Genomic DNA, 16774 nt, shown 5'->3' with positions numbered 1-16774 from the left:
GTTATTCGGGTACCACCTGTACCTGGATAACTAGGGACGCGGGCGGCAGCGTTGGTCTCATGACTTCCACGATTGCGCTGGTCACCGGCGCCAACAAGGGCATCGGCCAGGAGATCGCCCGGCAGCTCGTCCGGGCCGGCCTCACCGTGCACCTGGGTTCCCGCGACGCCGGGCGCGGCCTCCGGGCGGTCGAGGAGATCGGCGGAGACTGCCACTTCGTCCAGCTCGACGTCACCGACAAGACGAGCATCGCGGCCGCTGCCTCGGCGATCGGCGCCCTCGACATCCTGATCAACAACGCCGGAATGATGGTGGACGGGGCCATCGGCCCCGAGGCGTCGGTGGACAGCTTCCGCACCACCTACGAGACCAACGTCTTCGGCGTCGTAGCCGTGACGAACGCCTTCCTCCCCGCCCTGCGCCGCTCGTCCGCACCCCGCATCGTCAATATCTCCAGCGGCACGGCATCGTTGGGGGCCAGCACCGACGAAGCTGTGCGGGCGTCCGCCGTCGGAGCCCCCGCCATGCACTCCCCCGCCGCCGTGAGCTACCGCTCGTCCAAGACCGCCCTGAACATGATCACCACGCTCTACGCCCAGGCCCTGCCCGAATTCCGGATCAACGCCCTGGCCCCCGGCCTGAGGGCGACCGACCTGAACGGCCGCGCCCGATCCCTGGGCGAAGACCCGGCCGAGGCCGCCGAGGGAGCGGTACGCCTGGCCCAGCTCGGCGACGACGGCCCGACCGGTGCGTTCTTCAGCTGGGACGGAACGGTGATGCCTTGGTAGTCAGGCGGTTTCGGCGTTCTTCAGCCAGCCGTGCCGGGTGATACCGGGGTCACCGCCGAGATATCCCCGCAACCCCGCGGCCGGATAGGGAATCAGGTTCTCGGGCAGATCCTGCACCGCGAACCACCGCAGCTGCAGGCACTTGTCCGGCTCCCGGTTGACCGGCTCAGGTCTCCACGCCTGCGTCCATCAACCGGACACGAAAGCCGTCCGCAATGGTCGTCCAGGCCCGATGATCGGTGGTCAGAACAACAGCCGCCATGGACTCTCCTTGATGCGGTGCCTCGGGCATGAAGACACGGGGCAGCCCAGTCCACTACGCCGATAGCGCAGTCGGGGAGCGGATCCCGGCTGGCCGAGTACACCGACGACGATCACGGTGGGGACCGGTGCCGGCTTGGGAAGGAGGTCCCGGGCACCGGCCCCCGCAACCTTCGGAAGGCCCACCCCGTTTGAGCCGTCCGAAGGTCTCAGGACCGCCCGACGCGGCCGACGGAGGGAGACCGCCGGGACGGACGGCCGATCAGGGTGATCCCTCTATCTGCCCCATCGGCAGCCACGAGGGAGTAACGAACAGGACGTCAGCGCCCCGTCCTATCGATGGCCTCTGTGCGCTACGTACTTCCGGGAGCGCTTCGATGCCCTCCAGCAGTGCCTGGAACTGGCGTGGTGCGATACCGGCGGGAAGGTAAACCTGGAACTCGCCGGTATCCAGAGTGGCAACGTATTTCACCGGAATGTGCTGGCTGCTCAAATGGCGCCGGAACTGCCCGGCGGTGAGCCTGGTGGGTCCTCCCGTCGGACTTCCGACGGCAGGTGCGCTTGTTTCTCGGTGAAGCTCGGCCTCAGGGGGAGGGCCTGATGCGCCTACGGACGTGCTGGTCATAACACTCCCATCTTCGAAAGCTACTGCTGTGCCAGGTTCCTGACGCGTTTCCAGTAGACGGCTCCCAAGGCGGAGTGGATAGCGGCGCGGTCGCCCGATGCTCATCAACTTGCAAACCATGCAATTCGTCTTCTGCAGTCGCTGGATCGGAGTTAAAGTCCGACAGGGGTGGAGCGGCTGCACGGGGGAACGGGGCTGAATGTCGACGTCCGCAGTGATGACGGGCTTGGTGGTACGCCGAGCCCGGCTTGGGCGCAGGCTTACTCAGGCACAGCTGGGACAGCTGACGGGGTACTCCTCCGCTCAGGTTTCCCGGTACGAGCGCGGCATCTCGCCTCTGACTGATGTCGATGTCCTACGCCGGTTCTGCACGGCGCTGGACATTCCTGTGGCCGAGGTCGGTCTGGCCGAAGCCGTATCCGAGCAGTATTCGATGGCAGCTCGACAGACCGGAACTACGGCCTACCCGCGTCTCTCCCCGCCTAAGGTGGACATCCTCAGGCAGGAGGACGACGTGCGGCGGCGAGCATTCCTTGCTCTATCAGCGACCAGCGCAGCTGGTCTGCCCGTGCTCGGGGAGCAGTCGGCGTCGTCATCACCGCAGACCACTGCTGCCGATGCCCTCGTTGGAGGCATCCGCGATGCGATGCTCGGCCTCAACGATCCTGGTTCCGATACAACCAACGGGATGCCTCGGCCGCTGTCGGCACAGTTGAGGCTCGTGATCGAGCAGGATGCAGGGTGCCGGTACAGGAGCCTGGCCCAAACTCTGCCTGCGCTGATCCGCGCCGGGCACCAGATGACCGAATCAGGCTGTGTACCCACGGAGGAGACCACTAGCGGTGATGCGCATGAAGCAGTCCTGGCGCAGGCATACCTGGTCGCAACCCGGGTCCTGATCAAGTTCGGCGACCAGCCGTTGGGGTGGATGGCCGCCGACCGCGCACGACAGCTGGCCACCGATCGCGATGACGCGCTCCTGGCCGGTGAGGCCACCCGACAGTTGGCCGTCCTGGCCCGCCGTTCCGGCTGGACCGATCAGGCGCTCTCCATCGCACTATCGGTGGCCGACGACCCGCGTCTGCGGCGAGCCGGCCGCGAGGGCACGGCGATGCGAGGTCTGCTGGTGCAGTCGGCCGCCTACACCGCTGCGAAGATCGGCGACGGTCAGGGCATGCGCGAACTCACCACTGAAGCCGCCGTCATCGCTGCCGGCCTGGCGGACGGTCCTGTGGTGCGCCGATACGTCGGCGGGTTCACCCCTGCGACGGTGGCTCTGCATCGCATCTCGGCCGAAACCAGCACGGGCGATCCCGTTACAGCCCTAGCCACAGCGCACGCCCTCACCCCGTCCCGCCTACCGACGATCGAACGGCGGGCCCGGTACTGGGGCGACGTCGCAACGGCCCAGGCCCTACGCGGTGACCGCGATGAATGTCTACGGGCACTGCTGGCCGCCGAGCATCTGGCCCCAGAAGAGACTCATGCCCGCCCCGCGATCCGAGCCCTGATCTCGGGTCTGCTGATGTCCGGGCGGACAACCCCCGACCTGCGGGCCCTGGCCTCTCGTAGCCGTGTCTCCCCCTGACACATTCGGACCAGGACGCACCGGCCGGGTCTGACCGCGCCCTTCGTCCTACAGGCCTGAGAGCCTCTCCTCAGCTGCTCAGCTCTCTGATCCGAGTCTCGAAATTCTGGATCGCCGCCATCTGCTCATCGCAACAGAGAGCGAACAGCGCCAAATCTGTTTCCTCGTACATGGCCAGTGTCGCGTTGCGGAGGGCACCCATGAGTTCATGCAGATGCTCAGCACCGGGAAGCGTGAACAGTTGCGCCGTGGCTATGTACCGATCATCAGGCCAGATGTCCTTGTGATTCAGGGTCTGACCTTGACGATGGACCACGATCAGGTGGCTTCTGGCATGGAGGTAGGACGCAATGACACCAGCAGCTGCCAAGCGCAACTGCTCACGCCGATCGGCCCGTCGTTCAATTCGACGAGCCATCAGATCGCCCAGGGTCACGAGTAGCCCGCCGATTACTGCCCCAATGAGACCCACGACTGCAGACGCCATCTGCCTACGCTAGGTAGATCCGGCACAGCTGTCCGTGTCTCGCCTCATTGTGCACTCCCGGAGCGACGAGATCTAACAGCATCGGCACTGGTCAAGGCACCTCTGTAGCCTCTGAACTGGAGCCCGCTATCGGATTCGAACCGATGACCTGCTGTTTACAAGACCACGATCCATTTCGGTCCTGACCAGGCGAATCATGGTTTGCCCTATCTCCTGGGACACGGATGGGGCACGAACCAGTCGAACGGGGTCTTTGGACGCCCCGCGCCGGCCGATCTGCGTGCCACATCTGAGTTGGCACCTGCACCCAGTGCCAGGTCGAGGTCTTGCCTCAGTTCGAGGCCCGATTAAACGGAAACCAGCCGGACCGGTGCGAGAGACTAGCGCTGTGATGGTGCAGTCAGCGCCTCCCAGGAGCGTGGGATGTCGTTGCGGGTCGCGATGCCCCGCCGGGACAATGCCAGCGGCTGGCCTGCACCGCCGAATAGCTCTCTTCTAGATCAAGGAGGTCGGAGTTTATGCCAGTTGAAACCATCGTCGTTGAGCTAGGTCTTCCATGGGGATTAGGAAAGATTGGTGGAACATGGCGCCCAGATGAAAGCGAGCGGGAAGCCGCATGGGAGATACTCGTTGAGCTGAGCACACGAGTTAGCCTAGCGCCCATTCAAGAGGGCCAAGGGGTGCTCAGGGAGACTTTGACTTCCTATTACTCCATATTTGGTATAACTCGAAATGTCCTGCGAGCCCATGGGCCATCGGTGGCAAGGCCAGAGTCTTCTAGAAACAATGTCTCTTTCGCATCTCTGGCTGTCACGGTTCTCAATTCGGGAATCAGACCGCTCCTGACTACATGGCACCCCGCACTCCTTGACCATGAGTTCCAGCGTCCGGAGAACGTTAGCCCGGTGCAATGGGAAAAAGATTGGCAGCGGGCACCAGAGCTCTATCGAGCCATTAGTGAGGTTCAGGAGCTTCTGCGTCTTTTCGCCGGAATTATGGCCGATGCCTGTGATGCGCGCCAAGTATTGACGTCAATCGAGGTCCCGCCTCCGAGTTCAAGGAATGGCTAGATGCGTATTTAGGAATAATATTTGGAATGTTCTTATCTCCAGACGGCATGTTGGCATTTCCGGATACCATGATCATCCGAGTGGATCGTCGGGGATCATCAAGAGGAGCTAGCTTGTGAGTGTCGAACCAAATTCCCAGACGCAGATGAAGAGTCCAGTAGCATTCATTAGCCACTCTAGCCAAGACAAGGATCGGTTCGTAATAAAGTTTGCGACTGAGCTCCGAGCTAATGGCGTGGACGCATGGGTCGACCAATGGGAAATGCTCCCAGGAGATAGTCTGATCGATAAGATCTTCAATATTGGAATTGCCAACGCAAATGCGATAATTGTAATTATTTCAGCAGCGAGCATTGAGAGTAAGTGGGTAAAAGAAGAACTTGATCTTGCAATGGTGAGGCGCCTCGAAACAGGGGCAAAGGTCATTGTTGTGCGCTTGGACGACGCTGAAGTCCCGACATCCCTACAGGGTCTTCTTTATGAAGCAATTGATCCAAATATTGACTGGAATTCTCAATTTGATCGTATTCTTCGTGCCATATTTCAAGTGCCAGATAGGCCGCCCCTGGGGCCACCTCCCAGCTTCGTGGGGAGCCTTCAAGCTAAAGAACTAGATCAAGGTGATGTTCGCCCGCCGGCCACCGCGCAAACTGTGATGGAACTGATTGCCGATCCGAGGAATAGAGTCCAGCTACATCAAACAGTTAAGCGGACGTGTGATCGTCTGGTTCAACGTCTGGGCGACGCGTCTTATGGCCAGAACGCAGAACAGCCTAACGGTGAACGGATCCAGGCAAGATTGGATCAATATGACGAAGATTGTGCTGATGTGGCCAGTTCAATATCAGTCGGTGTCTATTATGGCACTGCTGAGCACGATGGTCTCTGGGTGGGCAGCCTAAAGCAAATCATTGCTACTGCCAATCAACCTATCACCGGAACATACCACGCCGTATGGGAAGATATGCGCAAATATCCCGCGCTCAGGCTCTTTTATGCGGCTGGCATTGCTGCTGTCGATGCGGGTCATTGGCAGACATTGCGTGAGCTTTCTATGGTTAAGGTGCAAAGTTGGCGCGCAAGCAATGACGTACAGACCGCAGTGAATTATCTTGGCCCCGGGAAAGTGATCGAAAACGAGACAATGCACACTCTGCCAAGGGCTGAGGGCTCAAGGTATTATCATCCGGTATCTCGACATCTCCACCAAGTAGTCAAAAAAGATGTCTCGCCAGTCATTGACGGAGATGCCTTTCCACTGGCTTTCGAGCGCTTCGAAGTTCTCCGAACTTTATTAGAGGCCGATGCTACTGGTAATCACTATTTCTCCATGGGCGAGTTCGGGTGGCGAGCAGCAAAGAGGCAAACGTCAATACTCGACGAAGTCAATTCAGAATTAGATGATCTTGGTGAGGATTGGCCATTGCTCAAAGTGGGCGCCTTTGGTGGGGACATGAAAAGAGTCGCGGATTCACTGGCTGCTGTTCGTGATGTTGTCGGCTCCTCTCGGTACTGGCTCTGACCTTTGTCGGTATTCGCTAAGTATTTGAGCATCTTCAAGCCGTAGACGGGCCGTCCGTCGTCTCGGGTCGACCTGGGGTATGGACCCCAGGTCGGCTCCAGGCTCTTAGGAACGTAGATCCTGTTTCGAAATTGTACTTGTGCCCTATCGTTTAGACAGATAGCTAGGTATGTTAGGTACCCTAGACCTTTTTTGGTCGGATATGCATTGTCCATGCCAGATGGTTCGATCGGCTGGCGTCTAGCGAGATCTTGAAAACTGATAGCACGCTGCGCGTGTGACGTTACCCGTCCGGCCCGCGCGTGACTACGCATGTCGTCAGCGAGACACCGCGCGAGGCCGATCACCTCGGTCTGTCGGCTCACCTCCTGCTTTCAGTCACAACGACAAGCATTCCTTGGAGGCGTGGGAGACACAGAGGCGACGGGGCTTGCCTCCCGTTACCAGGTGCCGGCCGTGGAAGGAGATGTCACAATTTCCCCATGAAGTACCCGGATGACTGGTCAGGGATCCAGCGTGCAGGCGGCCCTTCGCGTTGTCTCGATCGTGATGGGTCTCTCGATGCTCTGGATCGGGTTCGACACAGACCGTGACGGCGTAAGGCTTCTCTTATTCATTGCCGGCGGTGCCGCACTTTTGGACGGCGTCATCAGACTCGGGCTCTAGGTATCGCGAGAACGTCGCGCATCCAACTCCCAATAGCGTCCAAGTAGCCTATCGGCGTAGAGGGCGTTCAGGCGCAAGTGATTCTGCGGTAATCACTTTGAGAGCCAACTCAGCGGTAGGCCAATCGTCACGTACACGACCTCAGAGCATCGGACTGACGAACCCCAATCCAAAGTGGCTCCGGCCGTGCCGCTGTCGCGGACAGAGGCACGGCCGGAGCCTGTTTCGTGACGCAGCCCGGCGGAGGGAGTGCTGAGCGCGTCACGTTGGTGGCCCCCACGGCGCGAGGTCTTCCCCGTCACTCGGCGCGGTGGGGGCGGTCTACGGGCGGGAAGTCGGCTTGGTCCCCGTAGTGCCGACTCCCCGCCTGTCCCCTGGCGCTGCCTGCCCGGGACAGCGCCTCCCCTGTTTCCCGCAGGGCTGCCGGCATCCGGTGCCGGGGGCGGGTGGGGTGCGCCTTGCTGACGTGAGGCGCGGGGCTTTGTGATTCCACTGCCGGCCGGTGGCTGCCTGGTCGATCACTTTCTGGATCACCGAGGCCTCCATCGGTCGGTTGGTGTTGTCAGGAAGCTTGTCGCGGATGTCTCCTGGGTGTCACGGTCCCGCTGGGGCACCCTCGGAGCGGGACGCGTCTACTGGGACGTTTCTGTTGGGGAAAACCATTCTGAAGATTAGACTTTGGGGATGACCGAATCGGGGATCGGCGCGGTACGGCGTTCGCTGGCACGGCAGTTGCGGGAAGCTCGCCTCAAGTCCGGAGTGACGTACCAGCACATGAAAGATGTTCACTTGGCGTCGAAGTCGGCGTGGGCCCGCTACGAGAACGGCCAGGTTCGCCCGGGCGTGGCCATGGTTCGCTATGCGTGCGAGGTCTTCAAGGTCGTCCCCGAGAAGCGGGACCTTCTGATCTCCCTGGCGGAGCAGGCGGACGAGCCGACGTGGTGGGAGCAGAAGGGCCGGGGGCTGCCGACGACTCCGGGGTTCGTCATGTACTTGGAGATGGAATCGTTCGCCTCGCAGATCCAGGTTTTCTCGCCGCTGGCCGTGCCGGGCCTGATCCAGTCCCCCGGCTATCAGCACGAACAGTTCGCAGTGACTCCCGGATTGACCACGTCTACGGCAGCGCGATTGGCGGAGGTCCGCACGACGCGCCAGACCGAGACGATCGGGCGGGCGCGACTGTCGTTCGTGATCGGGGAAGAGGTGCTCGCGCGCCAGGTCGGGGGCGCTGAGGGGATGCGAGACCAGGTGGCGTTTATGCGGGGCCTGGACGAGCGGGACGACGTGGAAATTCGGGTGCTTCCCTTCGCCGTTGGTGCGCATCCGGGCGGGCGGGGTGAGTTCAATCTGCTGACGTTTCCGGACAGCTCTGAGGAGCCGCCGCTCGTCTACGTTGAGGGGTACCTCTCGGGCCAGTACAGCTCTGATCCTGAGGTGGTCGCGGACCTAGCTGACAGGTTCGCGGTGCTCCACAGCAGCGCAGTCCCCATGAAGGAGTTCCTGACATGAGCGATACGCCTTGGATCAAGGCGCAGGCCAGCACCGACACCGGAAGCTGCGTCGAGATGCGCCAGCACAACGGGCAGATCGAAGTACGTGACACCAAGGCCCACGGCACCGGCCCGACCCTGACGTTCACCAAGGCCGAGTTCTCGGCCTGGCTGGACGGAGCCACCAAGGGCGAGTTCAACCACCTGATCGGCTGATGCCGGCCAATCGCAGGTAAGGCAAAACGAACGGCTCCGGCTATAGGTAGTAGCCGGAGCCGTTCTGCATGCAGATCACGACGGTACGTCGAATCAGTGGCGCAGCGTCTCGGTAGCTTCCTGCGCAGTGAGGTCCCAGTTATTGCGAGTCTCGCTCCACATGTCCAGAACATCGGCCAGGGCCGCAACGGGTGCGCCCGGGTAGCCGGCCGATTCCAGTTCAGCGGCGGCTACGGTGAGGTCCGGTTCGCTGAGGTAGCTGCCACTGCGCTGCTGAGCCAGGGCGAGCAGTTCGTCCCGGACGCCGTGCTCGTCGCCCAGGGCGTGGGCCAGGGCGGTCAGGACCCGGGCCCCCTTTTGATAAATCGAGTAGGCGGACTTCAGTGCTGAGGCTTTCCCCAGCTCCGGCCCGAGGTCTTTCACGATCACGTCAGTTCCCTCGAAGAGGGACCGCAATGCAGCCGTTGCCTGGCCCGGACCGGCCACGTACAGTGCTGGTTTCTTTCCCGTGCCGGGTACCGATCCGATGATGGCGCCATCCACGATCGTGGCACCGGGCAGGGACTTGCCGATGTGATCGAGCTGCTGACTGGTGACCGGGTTGGCTTCCACGAAAATCTTTCCGGTGACGTCGTACTGGCCGACGTCGGTGGCCACGGTTTCGGCGAACATCGGTGGGCAGATGCTCAGGATGATGTCGGAGCGCTCGACCAGGTCGCCGATGCTTAGCACGGCAGTGAGGTGACCGGCATCGGCGCGGGCCGTGGTCGCTTCACTGCGCCCCTGGGGACACCACAGCACGTCAGCGGCGTTCGTTCGGGCTTGGGCGGCGATCCCGCTCCCCATCCGCCCGGGATGCAAAATGCCGACGGTGGGCTGGTCCTTCAGCGTCACAGAGTCTCCTGACGTGCGGTGGTGGCTTCTACTTCGCGGCCTTCAGGACCTTGTCTACCAAGGCTGACGCCTGCGTCTGCAACGGCGAGCTGGATGCCGAGTTGTCGATCAGCTCGAACGGCCCGTGCGGGCGCATGTCCAGGTTGATGCTGTCCAGGTAGGCGGGCCAGTCAGCCAGCTTCGTAGTGTCCCGGGCGGCGCTGCGCTGTCGCATGTAGCGATGCATGGTGTCGGGCTCGCAGTAGACCCACACCAGCGTCGCTTCGCCACCCTTGGCTGTGATGGAGGCTGTGGTGCGGTCGACCCACGACTTGGCCTGGAACTCCCGGATGAACGGGGCAGCCACAATCGCGCTGTTGCCGCACTCGACGTTCTCCAGATAGGTCGCCTCGGTCGCTTCGTACTCCCGGGGCCGGATGCGCTCGACGTACTCGGACGACTCCCGATCGTGGGGAGAGTGCTCCAAGATCTCTAGGGCCGCCTCGACCACGGGCCGGGTGAGCGTGTCCTTGTCCAGCATCGGCCAGCCGGTCAGCCGCGCCAGGACGCGCGCGAGCTCGGACTTGCCCGAGCCGGGGAACCCGCCGATCAGGAGCACCTGAGGGGTGGCCGGCCGCCACGGGGTCGGGGTTGTCTCGCCGGGGAAGTTGACCAGGCGCCGGGACCGGGAGTGGTTCACGACCAGGCCTTCGGCCGCGAGGACCTTCATGGCCTCCGTGATCGTGAAGACGCTGACCTTCCACTCCTCGGCCATCTGGCGCGAGGACGGCAGCGGCTCGCCGTCCCGGAGCCGGCCGGACTGGATCTGGTTGCGAATGCTGCGGGCGATCTGCTGGTGCAGCGCCTCACCTCGGGTCAGCGGGTGCCCGTCCGTCGTCATCCTTCGCGTCTCCTGTCTGCTGCCTGCGGCCAACCATTCAGAGCCTAACAGTCTGATTGGTTGCATCGTCCCAGGTGAGAAGCAATCTTCCAGTCCAGTTGTTCCTAACAGTTGACTCATTCCCCATTCAGTTGTTAGCTTCCTCCCATCGCACCACGGATCATCACGAGGGGATACGAGATGAGAGCGGTTGGGGAAGAGCCGACGCGGGCCGAACTTCGCGAGATCGAGGCCGAGATGCCTCTGATCGAAGCGGCACTGGCCGTGGTCGATGCGGAAATTGCTATCGCACTAGCTGATTCGCACGCGGATGATCTGGCCTGGCGCCGGTTGCGCCGGGCTGAGGCCCGGGTGACGCGCCGGATGCAGGACTTCTACGCCGTGAGCTTCGGGCCGCTGGACGGTGCGGCGTGAGTGCGCTGAGCGCCGAACGGCGTGCGCATGAGGCCGCGACCTTTACCCGTTCCCTGTCGGGACGGGTCGGGCGTCAGGCGGCCATCGGCTACCTGGTCCTTCTGATCGTGACGCCGGGCGCCACGGCCATCGTGCACTGGGCCAGCAAGGAGAGGGACGCGGACTCTTCGGATCCGGTCTCTCGTGTGGTCGAGGTGCGTTGCTCCGGTGGGCACCTGGTCGCCGGAATCGACACCGGACGAGCGGACGGCGCACTGCTGGCCAAGAGCCTGCCGGAGAGCTGCTGATGTCCCGCTGGCTGAGCCCGTGCCCCAACTGCGGCATAACGGTCCATCTTCTGCTGAGCACTGATTTCTACTGCTCCACAACGTGTTACCGAACGCACTACCTGGCCAACGGCTGGCCGTTCGAAGATCTGAGCGACGGGGAGGCTCACCGATGAGCACCACACCGCACGACACCGACTCTCCAGGCGCGACTGCGGCGCCCCGACAGGGACGCGCCTGGCCCGTGCTGCTGCTGGCCCTGCCCGCGTTCGTCGCCATCTGGTCGGGCTGGGTTGAACTCGGGCGCCTGACCGGGTTCGGGCCGGTCAACCCGTTGCCGGGGATCTGGGAGGACGCGCGGATCAACACCGCGATCACCTTGCCGATCGGGGTCGAGACGTACGCGGCCTATGCCATGTGGGTCTGGCTCGGGATGGACGTCGGCCGCCGGGCCCGGACGTTCGCCCGGTGGTCCGCGATCGGCTCACTTGCCCTGGGAGCTGGTGGCCAGGTGGCTTATCACCTGATGGCAGCGGCCGGGATGACGAAAGCGCCTTGGCCGATCGTGGCCCTGGTCGCCTGCCTGCCGGTCATCGTGCTCGGAATGGGAGCCGCCCTGGCCCATCTGGTCCACGACGCTCCCGACACCGTGCGGGATGGCGCCGAGCGGGAGCGGCACGAAAAGGGGACGGCCGAGTACCTGGATCACCTCGACCGCCTCGCCCAGGGTGGCGCCGATCAGCCCGCCGGAGCTGGAACGCATCCACAACCCTGGCCGTCTGCGGCGGAGGCCTGGACCGAGAAAGCCATCACCGAAACCTTGATCCGCGAGCGTCAGCACGACCAGTCTGCGGAGACGATGCCGATTCGGCCAGCATCGGTTGACCAGGCAAAACGCAGCAACGCCAGCGCGGGCCGAAGCGTGAAGCGAACGGGTCGCAGTAATGCTGAGAAGGCCCGCACCCTGCGGGAGAAATATCCGGACTGGACAGTCGCCCGGATCGCTGAGCGCGTCGGGGTGACCGAGCGAACCGCCCGCCGCTACCTCAACGCCGCCCCGGCTCCCGAGACCGCCGAGCCGCAGGCCGACACGGGCACCGAGCCCGCATCCCTGGCCGCCTGATCTAACACCCGAACCACCGCACCGCGTCCACCCCGCACGGTCTGAACGCGGCGGTCCGTCATGCCCAGAAACGGACGGACCGCCACCCAATCAACGGGACTCGCAGCACCATCTTGGAAGGGGAACCACGGATGAGCACCGCCCCCAGATACGGCACCCCGCCGGACAAGACCCCGGACAACCACCCGGACACCAGCACGGACAAGCGAGAGACAAACGTCGTCGACCTGGCCGCCGCCCGCATCCGCTCGCTCCCGGACAACCACCCGGACGCAGGCCCGGACAGCAACCCGGACACCGAACCGGTCATCGGCGAGGTGCACGAAGGCCATTTCGACGTGGCCCTGGACGACGAACCGCAGACCGGCGGAGCTATCGTCGACGCCCTTCCGCTGCGGGGCGGAACCGAGAGCACCGGGTCCCGGTTGCCGATCATCCCGCCGAACCTGAGCGGATGGCAGAACGTCAAGGCCACAATTGAGGACGCGGTGCGGCTCGCCGCTCACATCAGTGCGTTTCACGCGGTCCGGGCCCCCTGGTACGCGGTTCAGGTGGCGTTCTGGGCCCTGGTCGGTGTCCCGGTGGTCATCGGTCATCAGCTGCGCTGGTGGTGGTTGGTCGAGCAGTTCGGCCTTCGTCAGCAGGCCGCCGCTGACAACGACGCGCAGGTCTGGTTGCGCCTGCACCGCGAGGTCAAGGCCACCCGCAGGTGGCGCGGCATCGTCCTGACCGGTGAAGCCCTGGCCCTGGCCATCGGTGCACCCGCGCTGTGGTTCCTGGCCCCGACGTGGCTCCTGGTCGCGATCCTGGCCGGTGCCGCGCTGCTGCTGGCCCGGATCGCACGTCCGGCGGACCGTTCGATCGTGGCCAAGGCCGTGGTCACCGGACGGTTCCGGCGAATGAACCCCGACATCGTCCTGCGTGCCTACTACGCGGCCGGTCTCGGGAACCCGGACAAGGCCGACAAGGTCATCACGTTCGCGACCCCGATGTCCCGCGACACCACAGGAACCGGTTCGCAGGTGGCGATCGACCTGCCGTTCGGCACCGGGTTCACCCACGCCCGCAACGCCCGGGCCGCTATCGCCTCCGGTCTGGATGTGTCGGTGCACCAGGTGTTCCTGACTCCGGATGAGTCCTCGGAGCGCCGTCACGAGCTGTTCGTGACCGACCGGAACCCGCTGGCCATTCCGGCCGGCCGATCCCCGCTCCTGGACTGCCAGCCCCGTGACATCTGGGCCCCGGCCCCGTTCGGCCTGGACGAGCGCGGACGCAACGTCTGGCTGGACCTGATGTGGATCTCCATCCTGATCGGTGCTCAGCCCCGTAAGGGCAAGACGTTCGCCGCCCGGGCCCTGGCGCTGTTCGCATCCCTGGACCCGTACGTTCGGATCCTCCTGGCCGACGGCAAGAACTCGCCCGACTGGGACAAGTTCCGGCTCGTCGCGCACCGGGCCGTGTTCGGAACCGTGCCCAACGCCCGGGACAACGATCCCGTGCGGCACCTGGTCGAGATGCTGACCGAGGTCAAGAAGCACATCGAAGACGTGAACGAGTTCCTGGCCACCCTGCCCACCAGCGAGTGTCCGGAAGGCAAGATCACGCGGGAGCTTTCACGGAAGTACCCACGGCTTCGGGTTTGGCTCCTGGTGATGGAAGAGTTCCAGGTCTACTTCGAGCTGGACGACCAGGAGACGAACAAGGAGATAGCCAAGCTCCTTTCGTACATCATGGCGGTCGGGCCGTCTGCCGGAGTCATCCTCCTGTCCAGTTCGCAGAAGCCGTCCGGGATCGGGGCCGGTGACGTCGGCCGGCTGTTCAACCGCTACCGCGACAACCACGCCGTGCGGTTCGCCCTCAAGTGCGGCAACCGCGTCGTCTCCGACGCCGTGCTCGGTGGCGACGCCTACCAGGAAGGATTCGACGCCTCCGCCCTGCCCTCAGCCCGGAACAAGTTCAAGGGCATCGGGATCCTTTACGGCGCGACGGATGAGACCCCCATCGTCAGGACGTACCTGGCCGACCACGGCGACGCCGAGAACATCCTCAAAGCCGCCCGCCGCCACCGCGAACGAGCCGGAACCCTCTCCGGCCACGCCGCCGGAGAGGAAGCGCCCCGCGAGGTGCGCGACGTCCTGGCCGACGTCGCCGCCATCTACTCACACGGTGAGCCCGGCCTGCACTGGCAGCACATCGCCGCCCGCCTCGCGACCACGTTCCCCGAGCACTACGCCGACATCAGCGCCGAGACCATCTCCGCCCAACTGCGGGCCCTGAAACTACCGTCCGTCAACGTCAAGGTCGCCGGGGAAACCCTCAAGGGCCTGCGCCACAAAGACCTGACCGCCGCCATCGAATCCCGCCAGGCAACCGCCTAAGACCCACCACGACACCCGATCGGCCTCGGGCTCAAGCCCCATCGTCCCGGCCGGGATCCGGCCCGGAAGGTAGCGGCAGCACCGCTACCCGGTAGCGGCAGCGCTACCCACCCCGCTACCACCCCAACCCCCACCTGACCTGCACCGGCGCTACCTGCGAGAAAGCAGGTAGCGGGTAGCGCCGGTGACCTCTCACGCCCAAAAACAGGCCCTGGAGGCCAGACGATGCGCTCCCTAGCCGCTACCGCCACCCACCACACCGCCGCTCTCCTGCTGGCCCGGGCCCCGATGCCGGCCGAACTCCTGGCCACCGGCGAATCGACCGCTACCAGCCACATCGCCGCGTGGTTCGCCACCACCGCAGGACTCCTCACCCTCACCGCTTTGATCACTTCCGGTTACGCGTTTACGTGCTGGATCTGGCCGTTCAAGCCCTGCCGCTACTGCCACGGGACCGGCAAGCGCCGGGCCCCATTCGACATCCGCGCCGTGCGAATCCACGGCCGCTGCAACGGCACCGGCCTGCGCCTGCGCTTCGGCCGCCGGGTCTACGAGTACCTGCGCACCGAACAACGCGGCACCCGCCGCTGACCCGAACTCTCCCCCATCGAAACGAGGAAAGCCGCTGTGACGACTGCCAACTCCGCCCCTCAGAGCAACCCGGGAGCCGAACTCCTGGACCGGGTGCGGGCTGCTCTGACCCGCTACGTCATCCTTCCCAGCGACCCCGCCGCCGACGCCGTCGTGTTGTGGATCGCAGCCACCCACGGCCTGAAGTTCTGGACGCACGCCGCCCGCCTGGTCATCCGAGCCCCCGAGAAGCGTTGCGGTAAGTCCCGGCTCCTGGACATCGTCGAGGCCCTGTGCTGGAACGCTCTGCTGACCGTGAATGCCTCCCCGGCAGCGGTTTACCGCAGCATCGGCAGCGATGACCCGCCCACGCTCCTGATCGACGAAGCCGACACCATCTTCGGCCCGGCCGCCGCCGGAGCGAACGAAGACCTGCGAGGACTGCTGAACGCTGGTCACCAGCGCAACCGGCCGACGATCCGCTACGACGCGTCCAAGAGCAAGGTCGAGAAGATCCAGACGTTCACGATGGCGGCCCTGGCCGGGATCGGCGCCATGCCCGACACCATCGAAGACCGGGCCGCCGTAATCCGGATGCGCCGCCGCGCGGACGGCGAATCCGTGGCCCCCTACCGCGAGCGTCGTGACGGCCCGGCCCTGCGCAAGCTCGCCGCCGAACTGAACAAGTGGATCCGCTCCCACCCCGAACTCCAGCACGCCGAACCTCCAATGCCGGTCGAGGACCGCGCCGCCGACACGTGGGAAGCCCTGGTCGCCGTCGCTGATCTCGCCGGGGGCACCTGGCCCGAACGCGCCCGTGCCGCCTGCGTCGACCTCACCACTGAACGCGAGGCCAACGCCGACCAGCCCCTACAGGTGCGGCTTCTGGCCGACATCCGCACCGCATTCGAGGGTGACGACGCGTTGGCCACGGCAACGCTCCTGGCCCGGCTGAACCTCGACGAGGAAGCACCCTGGATCGACTACGGCCCCCGGGGCGAAAGCCTCACCGCGACCCAGCTCGCCAAGCTCCTGCGGGAGTACGACATCCGGGTCAAGAACATCCGGTTCGCCAACGGCCACCAGGCCAAGGGCTACAGCCAAGCCATGTTCGCCGACGCTTGGGCCCGCTACTGCCCCCAGACGCCGGCCGACACCGAACCGGAGATCGAGGCCCAGGGACCCCTGTGGGAGCCGTCCCAGCCGTCCCAGCCGTCCCCGCCCTGGTCAGAGCATCCCCGCAGCCGTCCCACAGCCGTCCCCCATGCCGTCCCAGAGACGTCCCAACCGTCCCACTCCCCGACCGTCGGCAACGGGCCCGCCGGTCTGTTGGGACGGCCCGACCCCACCCGTGGGACGGCATTTGGGACGGCAAACAGCGATGCCACACCGCCCCTGACCAGCAACGGGACGGCTGGGACGGCTGGGACGGCATTTCAGGACACGCCCCCGGCCACCTGCATCCGATGCCGCGAACCCATGACCTACGACCACGGCACCCGCACACACCCCGCCTGCGCCTAACCCTCACGGACG

At 64.4% G+C, this 16774-nt stretch carries 13 protein-coding genes and 1 pseudogene; 11 read left to right on the top strand and 3 right to left on the bottom strand.

Annotated elements, in window-relative coordinates:
• Window positions 1–59 precede the first annotated feature (59 nt).
• Together LR393_RS25410 and LR393_RS25405 are read left to right on the top strand one after the other, a co-directional pair.
• The gene (locus LR393_RS25410) at window positions 60–788 is read left to right on the top strand and encodes an SDR family NAD(P)-dependent oxidoreductase (RefSeq protein ID WP_231487227.1); all 729 of its coding nucleotides are present in this window, start codon (window positions 60–62) and stop codon (window positions 786–788) included.
• A 1085-nt stretch (window positions 789–1873) separates the two neighbouring features.
• A complete protein-coding gene (locus LR393_RS25405) occupies window positions 1874–3262 on the top strand; it encodes a helix-turn-helix domain-containing protein (protein ID WP_231487226.1) in 1389 nt (462 codons plus the stop codon).
• Between the two features lie 70 nt (window positions 3263–3332).
• Here the strand turns inward: LR393_RS25405 and LR393_RS25400 are convergent, their stop codons facing one another.
• Window positions 3333–3749, bottom strand: a complete 417-nt coding sequence (locus tag LR393_RS25400; protein ID WP_231487225.1) for a hypothetical protein — start codon at window positions 3747–3749, stop codon at window positions 3333–3335.
• A 1215-nt stretch (window positions 3750–4964) separates the two neighbouring features.
• Here LR393_RS25400 and LR393_RS25395 point away from each other — a divergent pair.
• From LR393_RS25395 to LR393_RS25385, 3 genes are all read left to right on the top strand, one after another.
• On the top strand, window positions 4965–6341 hold the full coding sequence (locus tag LR393_RS25395) for a toll/interleukin-1 receptor domain-containing protein (RefSeq protein WP_231487243.1): 1377 nt from the start codon (window positions 4965–4967) through the stop codon (window positions 6339–6341).
• 1350 nt (window positions 6342–7691) lie between these two features.
• Window positions 7692–8516, top strand: coding sequence for a helix-turn-helix domain-containing protein (locus LR393_RS25390; RefSeq protein WP_231487224.1), 825 nt, complete (start codon window positions 7692–7694; stop codon window positions 8514–8516).
• The gene (locus LR393_RS25385) at window positions 8513–8713 is read left to right on the top strand and encodes a DUF397 domain-containing protein (protein WP_231487223.1); all 201 of its coding nucleotides are present in this window, start codon (window positions 8513–8515) and stop codon (window positions 8711–8713) included. The genes LR393_RS25390 and LR393_RS25385 overlap by 4 nt, the downstream gene beginning before the upstream one ends.
• Window positions 8714–8806: 93 nt before the next feature.
• Here the strand turns inward: LR393_RS25385 and LR393_RS25380 are convergent, their stop codons facing one another.
• Window positions 8807–9607 (bottom strand): NAD(P)-binding domain-containing protein, encoded by an 801-nt coding sequence (locus tag LR393_RS25380; protein WP_231487222.1) that lies wholly within the window; start codon window positions 9605–9607, stop codon window positions 8807–8809.
• Window positions 9608–9635: 28 nt separating this feature from the next.
• Window positions 9636–10487, bottom strand: a complete 852-nt coding sequence (locus LR393_RS25375) for a GntR family transcriptional regulator (protein WP_231487221.1) — start codon at window positions 10485–10487, stop codon at window positions 9636–9638.
• Between the two features lie 180 nt (window positions 10488–10667).
• Between LR393_RS25375 and LR393_RS25370 the strand changes: the two genes are divergently transcribed.
• From LR393_RS25370 to LR393_RS36650, 6 genes and pseudogenes are all read left to right on the top strand, one after another.
• On the top strand, window positions 10668–10901 hold the full coding sequence (locus tag LR393_RS25370; protein WP_231487220.1) for a DUF6284 family protein: 234 nt from the start codon (window positions 10668–10670) through the stop codon (window positions 10899–10901).
• Window positions 10898–11188, top strand: a complete 291-nt coding sequence (locus LR393_RS25365) for a hypothetical protein (RefSeq protein WP_231487219.1) — start codon at window positions 10898–10900, stop codon at window positions 11186–11188. The genes LR393_RS25370 and LR393_RS25365 overlap by 4 nt, the downstream gene beginning before the upstream one ends.
• A gap of 211 nt (window positions 11189–11399) precedes the next feature.
• A pseudogene (locus LR393_RS37180) lies at window positions 11400–11804 on the top strand (ABC transporter permease); the annotation flags it as partial.
• A 617-nt stretch (window positions 11805–12421) separates the two neighbouring features.
• Window positions 12422–14668: a hypothetical protein gene (locus LR393_RS25355; protein ID WP_231487217.1), complete on the top strand. Its 2247-nt coding sequence runs from the start codon at window positions 12422–12424 to the stop codon at window positions 14666–14668.
• Between the two features lie 225 nt (window positions 14669–14893).
• Window positions 14894–15259: a hypothetical protein gene (locus LR393_RS25350; RefSeq protein WP_231487216.1), complete on the top strand. Its 366-nt coding sequence runs from the start codon at window positions 14894–14896 to the stop codon at window positions 15257–15259.
• A 36-nt stretch (window positions 15260–15295) separates the two neighbouring features.
• Window positions 15296–16762 (top strand): DUF3631 domain-containing protein, encoded by a 1467-nt coding sequence (locus LR393_RS36650; protein WP_231487215.1) that lies wholly within the window; start codon window positions 15296–15298, stop codon window positions 16760–16762.
• Window positions 16763–16774: the final 12 nt, after the last annotated feature.

This window comes from Kineosporia mesophila (assembly GCF_021129235.1).
Classification (GTDB): Bacteria; Actinomycetota; Actinomycetes; order Actinomycetales; family Kineosporiaceae; genus Kineosporia; species Kineosporia mesophila.
The sequence above is the reverse complement of the archived record's forward strand: the minus strand, read 5'-3'. Positions and strand labels throughout refer to the sequence as shown.

Excerpts from the sequence above, each read along its gene's own strand:
- LR393_RS25350 (WP_231487216.1), top strand. The coding sequence starts at position 14,894 with ATGCGCTCCCTAGCCGCTACCGCCACCCACCACACCGCCGCTCTCCTG.
- LR393_RS25370 (WP_231487220.1), top strand. The coding sequence starts at position 10,668 with ATGAGAGCGGTTGGGGAAGAGCCGACGCGGGCCGAACTTCGCGAGATC.
- LR393_RS25355 (WP_231487217.1), top strand. The coding sequence starts at position 12,422 with ATGAGCACCGCCCCCAGATACGGCACCCCGCCGGACAAGACCCCGGAC.
- LR393_RS25395 (WP_231487243.1), top strand. The coding sequence starts at position 4,965 with ATGAAGAGTCCAGTAGCATTCATTAGCCACTCTAGCCAAGACAAGGAT.
- LR393_RS25400 (WP_231487225.1), bottom strand. The coding sequence starts at position 3,749 with ATGGCGTCTGCAGTCGTGGGTCTCATTGGGGCAGTAATCGGCGGGCTA.
- LR393_RS25375 (WP_231487221.1), bottom strand. The coding sequence starts at position 10,487 with ATGACGACGGACGGGCACCCGCTGACCCGAGGTGAGGCGCTGCACCAG.
- LR393_RS25410 (WP_231487227.1), top strand. The coding sequence starts at position 60 with ATGACTTCCACGATTGCGCTGGTCACCGGCGCCAACAAGGGCATCGGC.
- LR393_RS25390 (WP_231487224.1), top strand. The coding sequence starts at position 7,692 with ATGACCGAATCGGGGATCGGCGCGGTACGGCGTTCGCTGGCACGGCAG.
- LR393_RS25405 (WP_231487226.1), top strand. The coding sequence starts at position 1,874 with ATGTCGACGTCCGCAGTGATGACGGGCTTGGTGGTACGCCGAGCCCGG.
- LR393_RS25385 (WP_231487223.1), top strand. The coding sequence starts at position 8,513 with ATGAGCGATACGCCTTGGATCAAGGCGCAGGCCAGCACCGACACCGGA.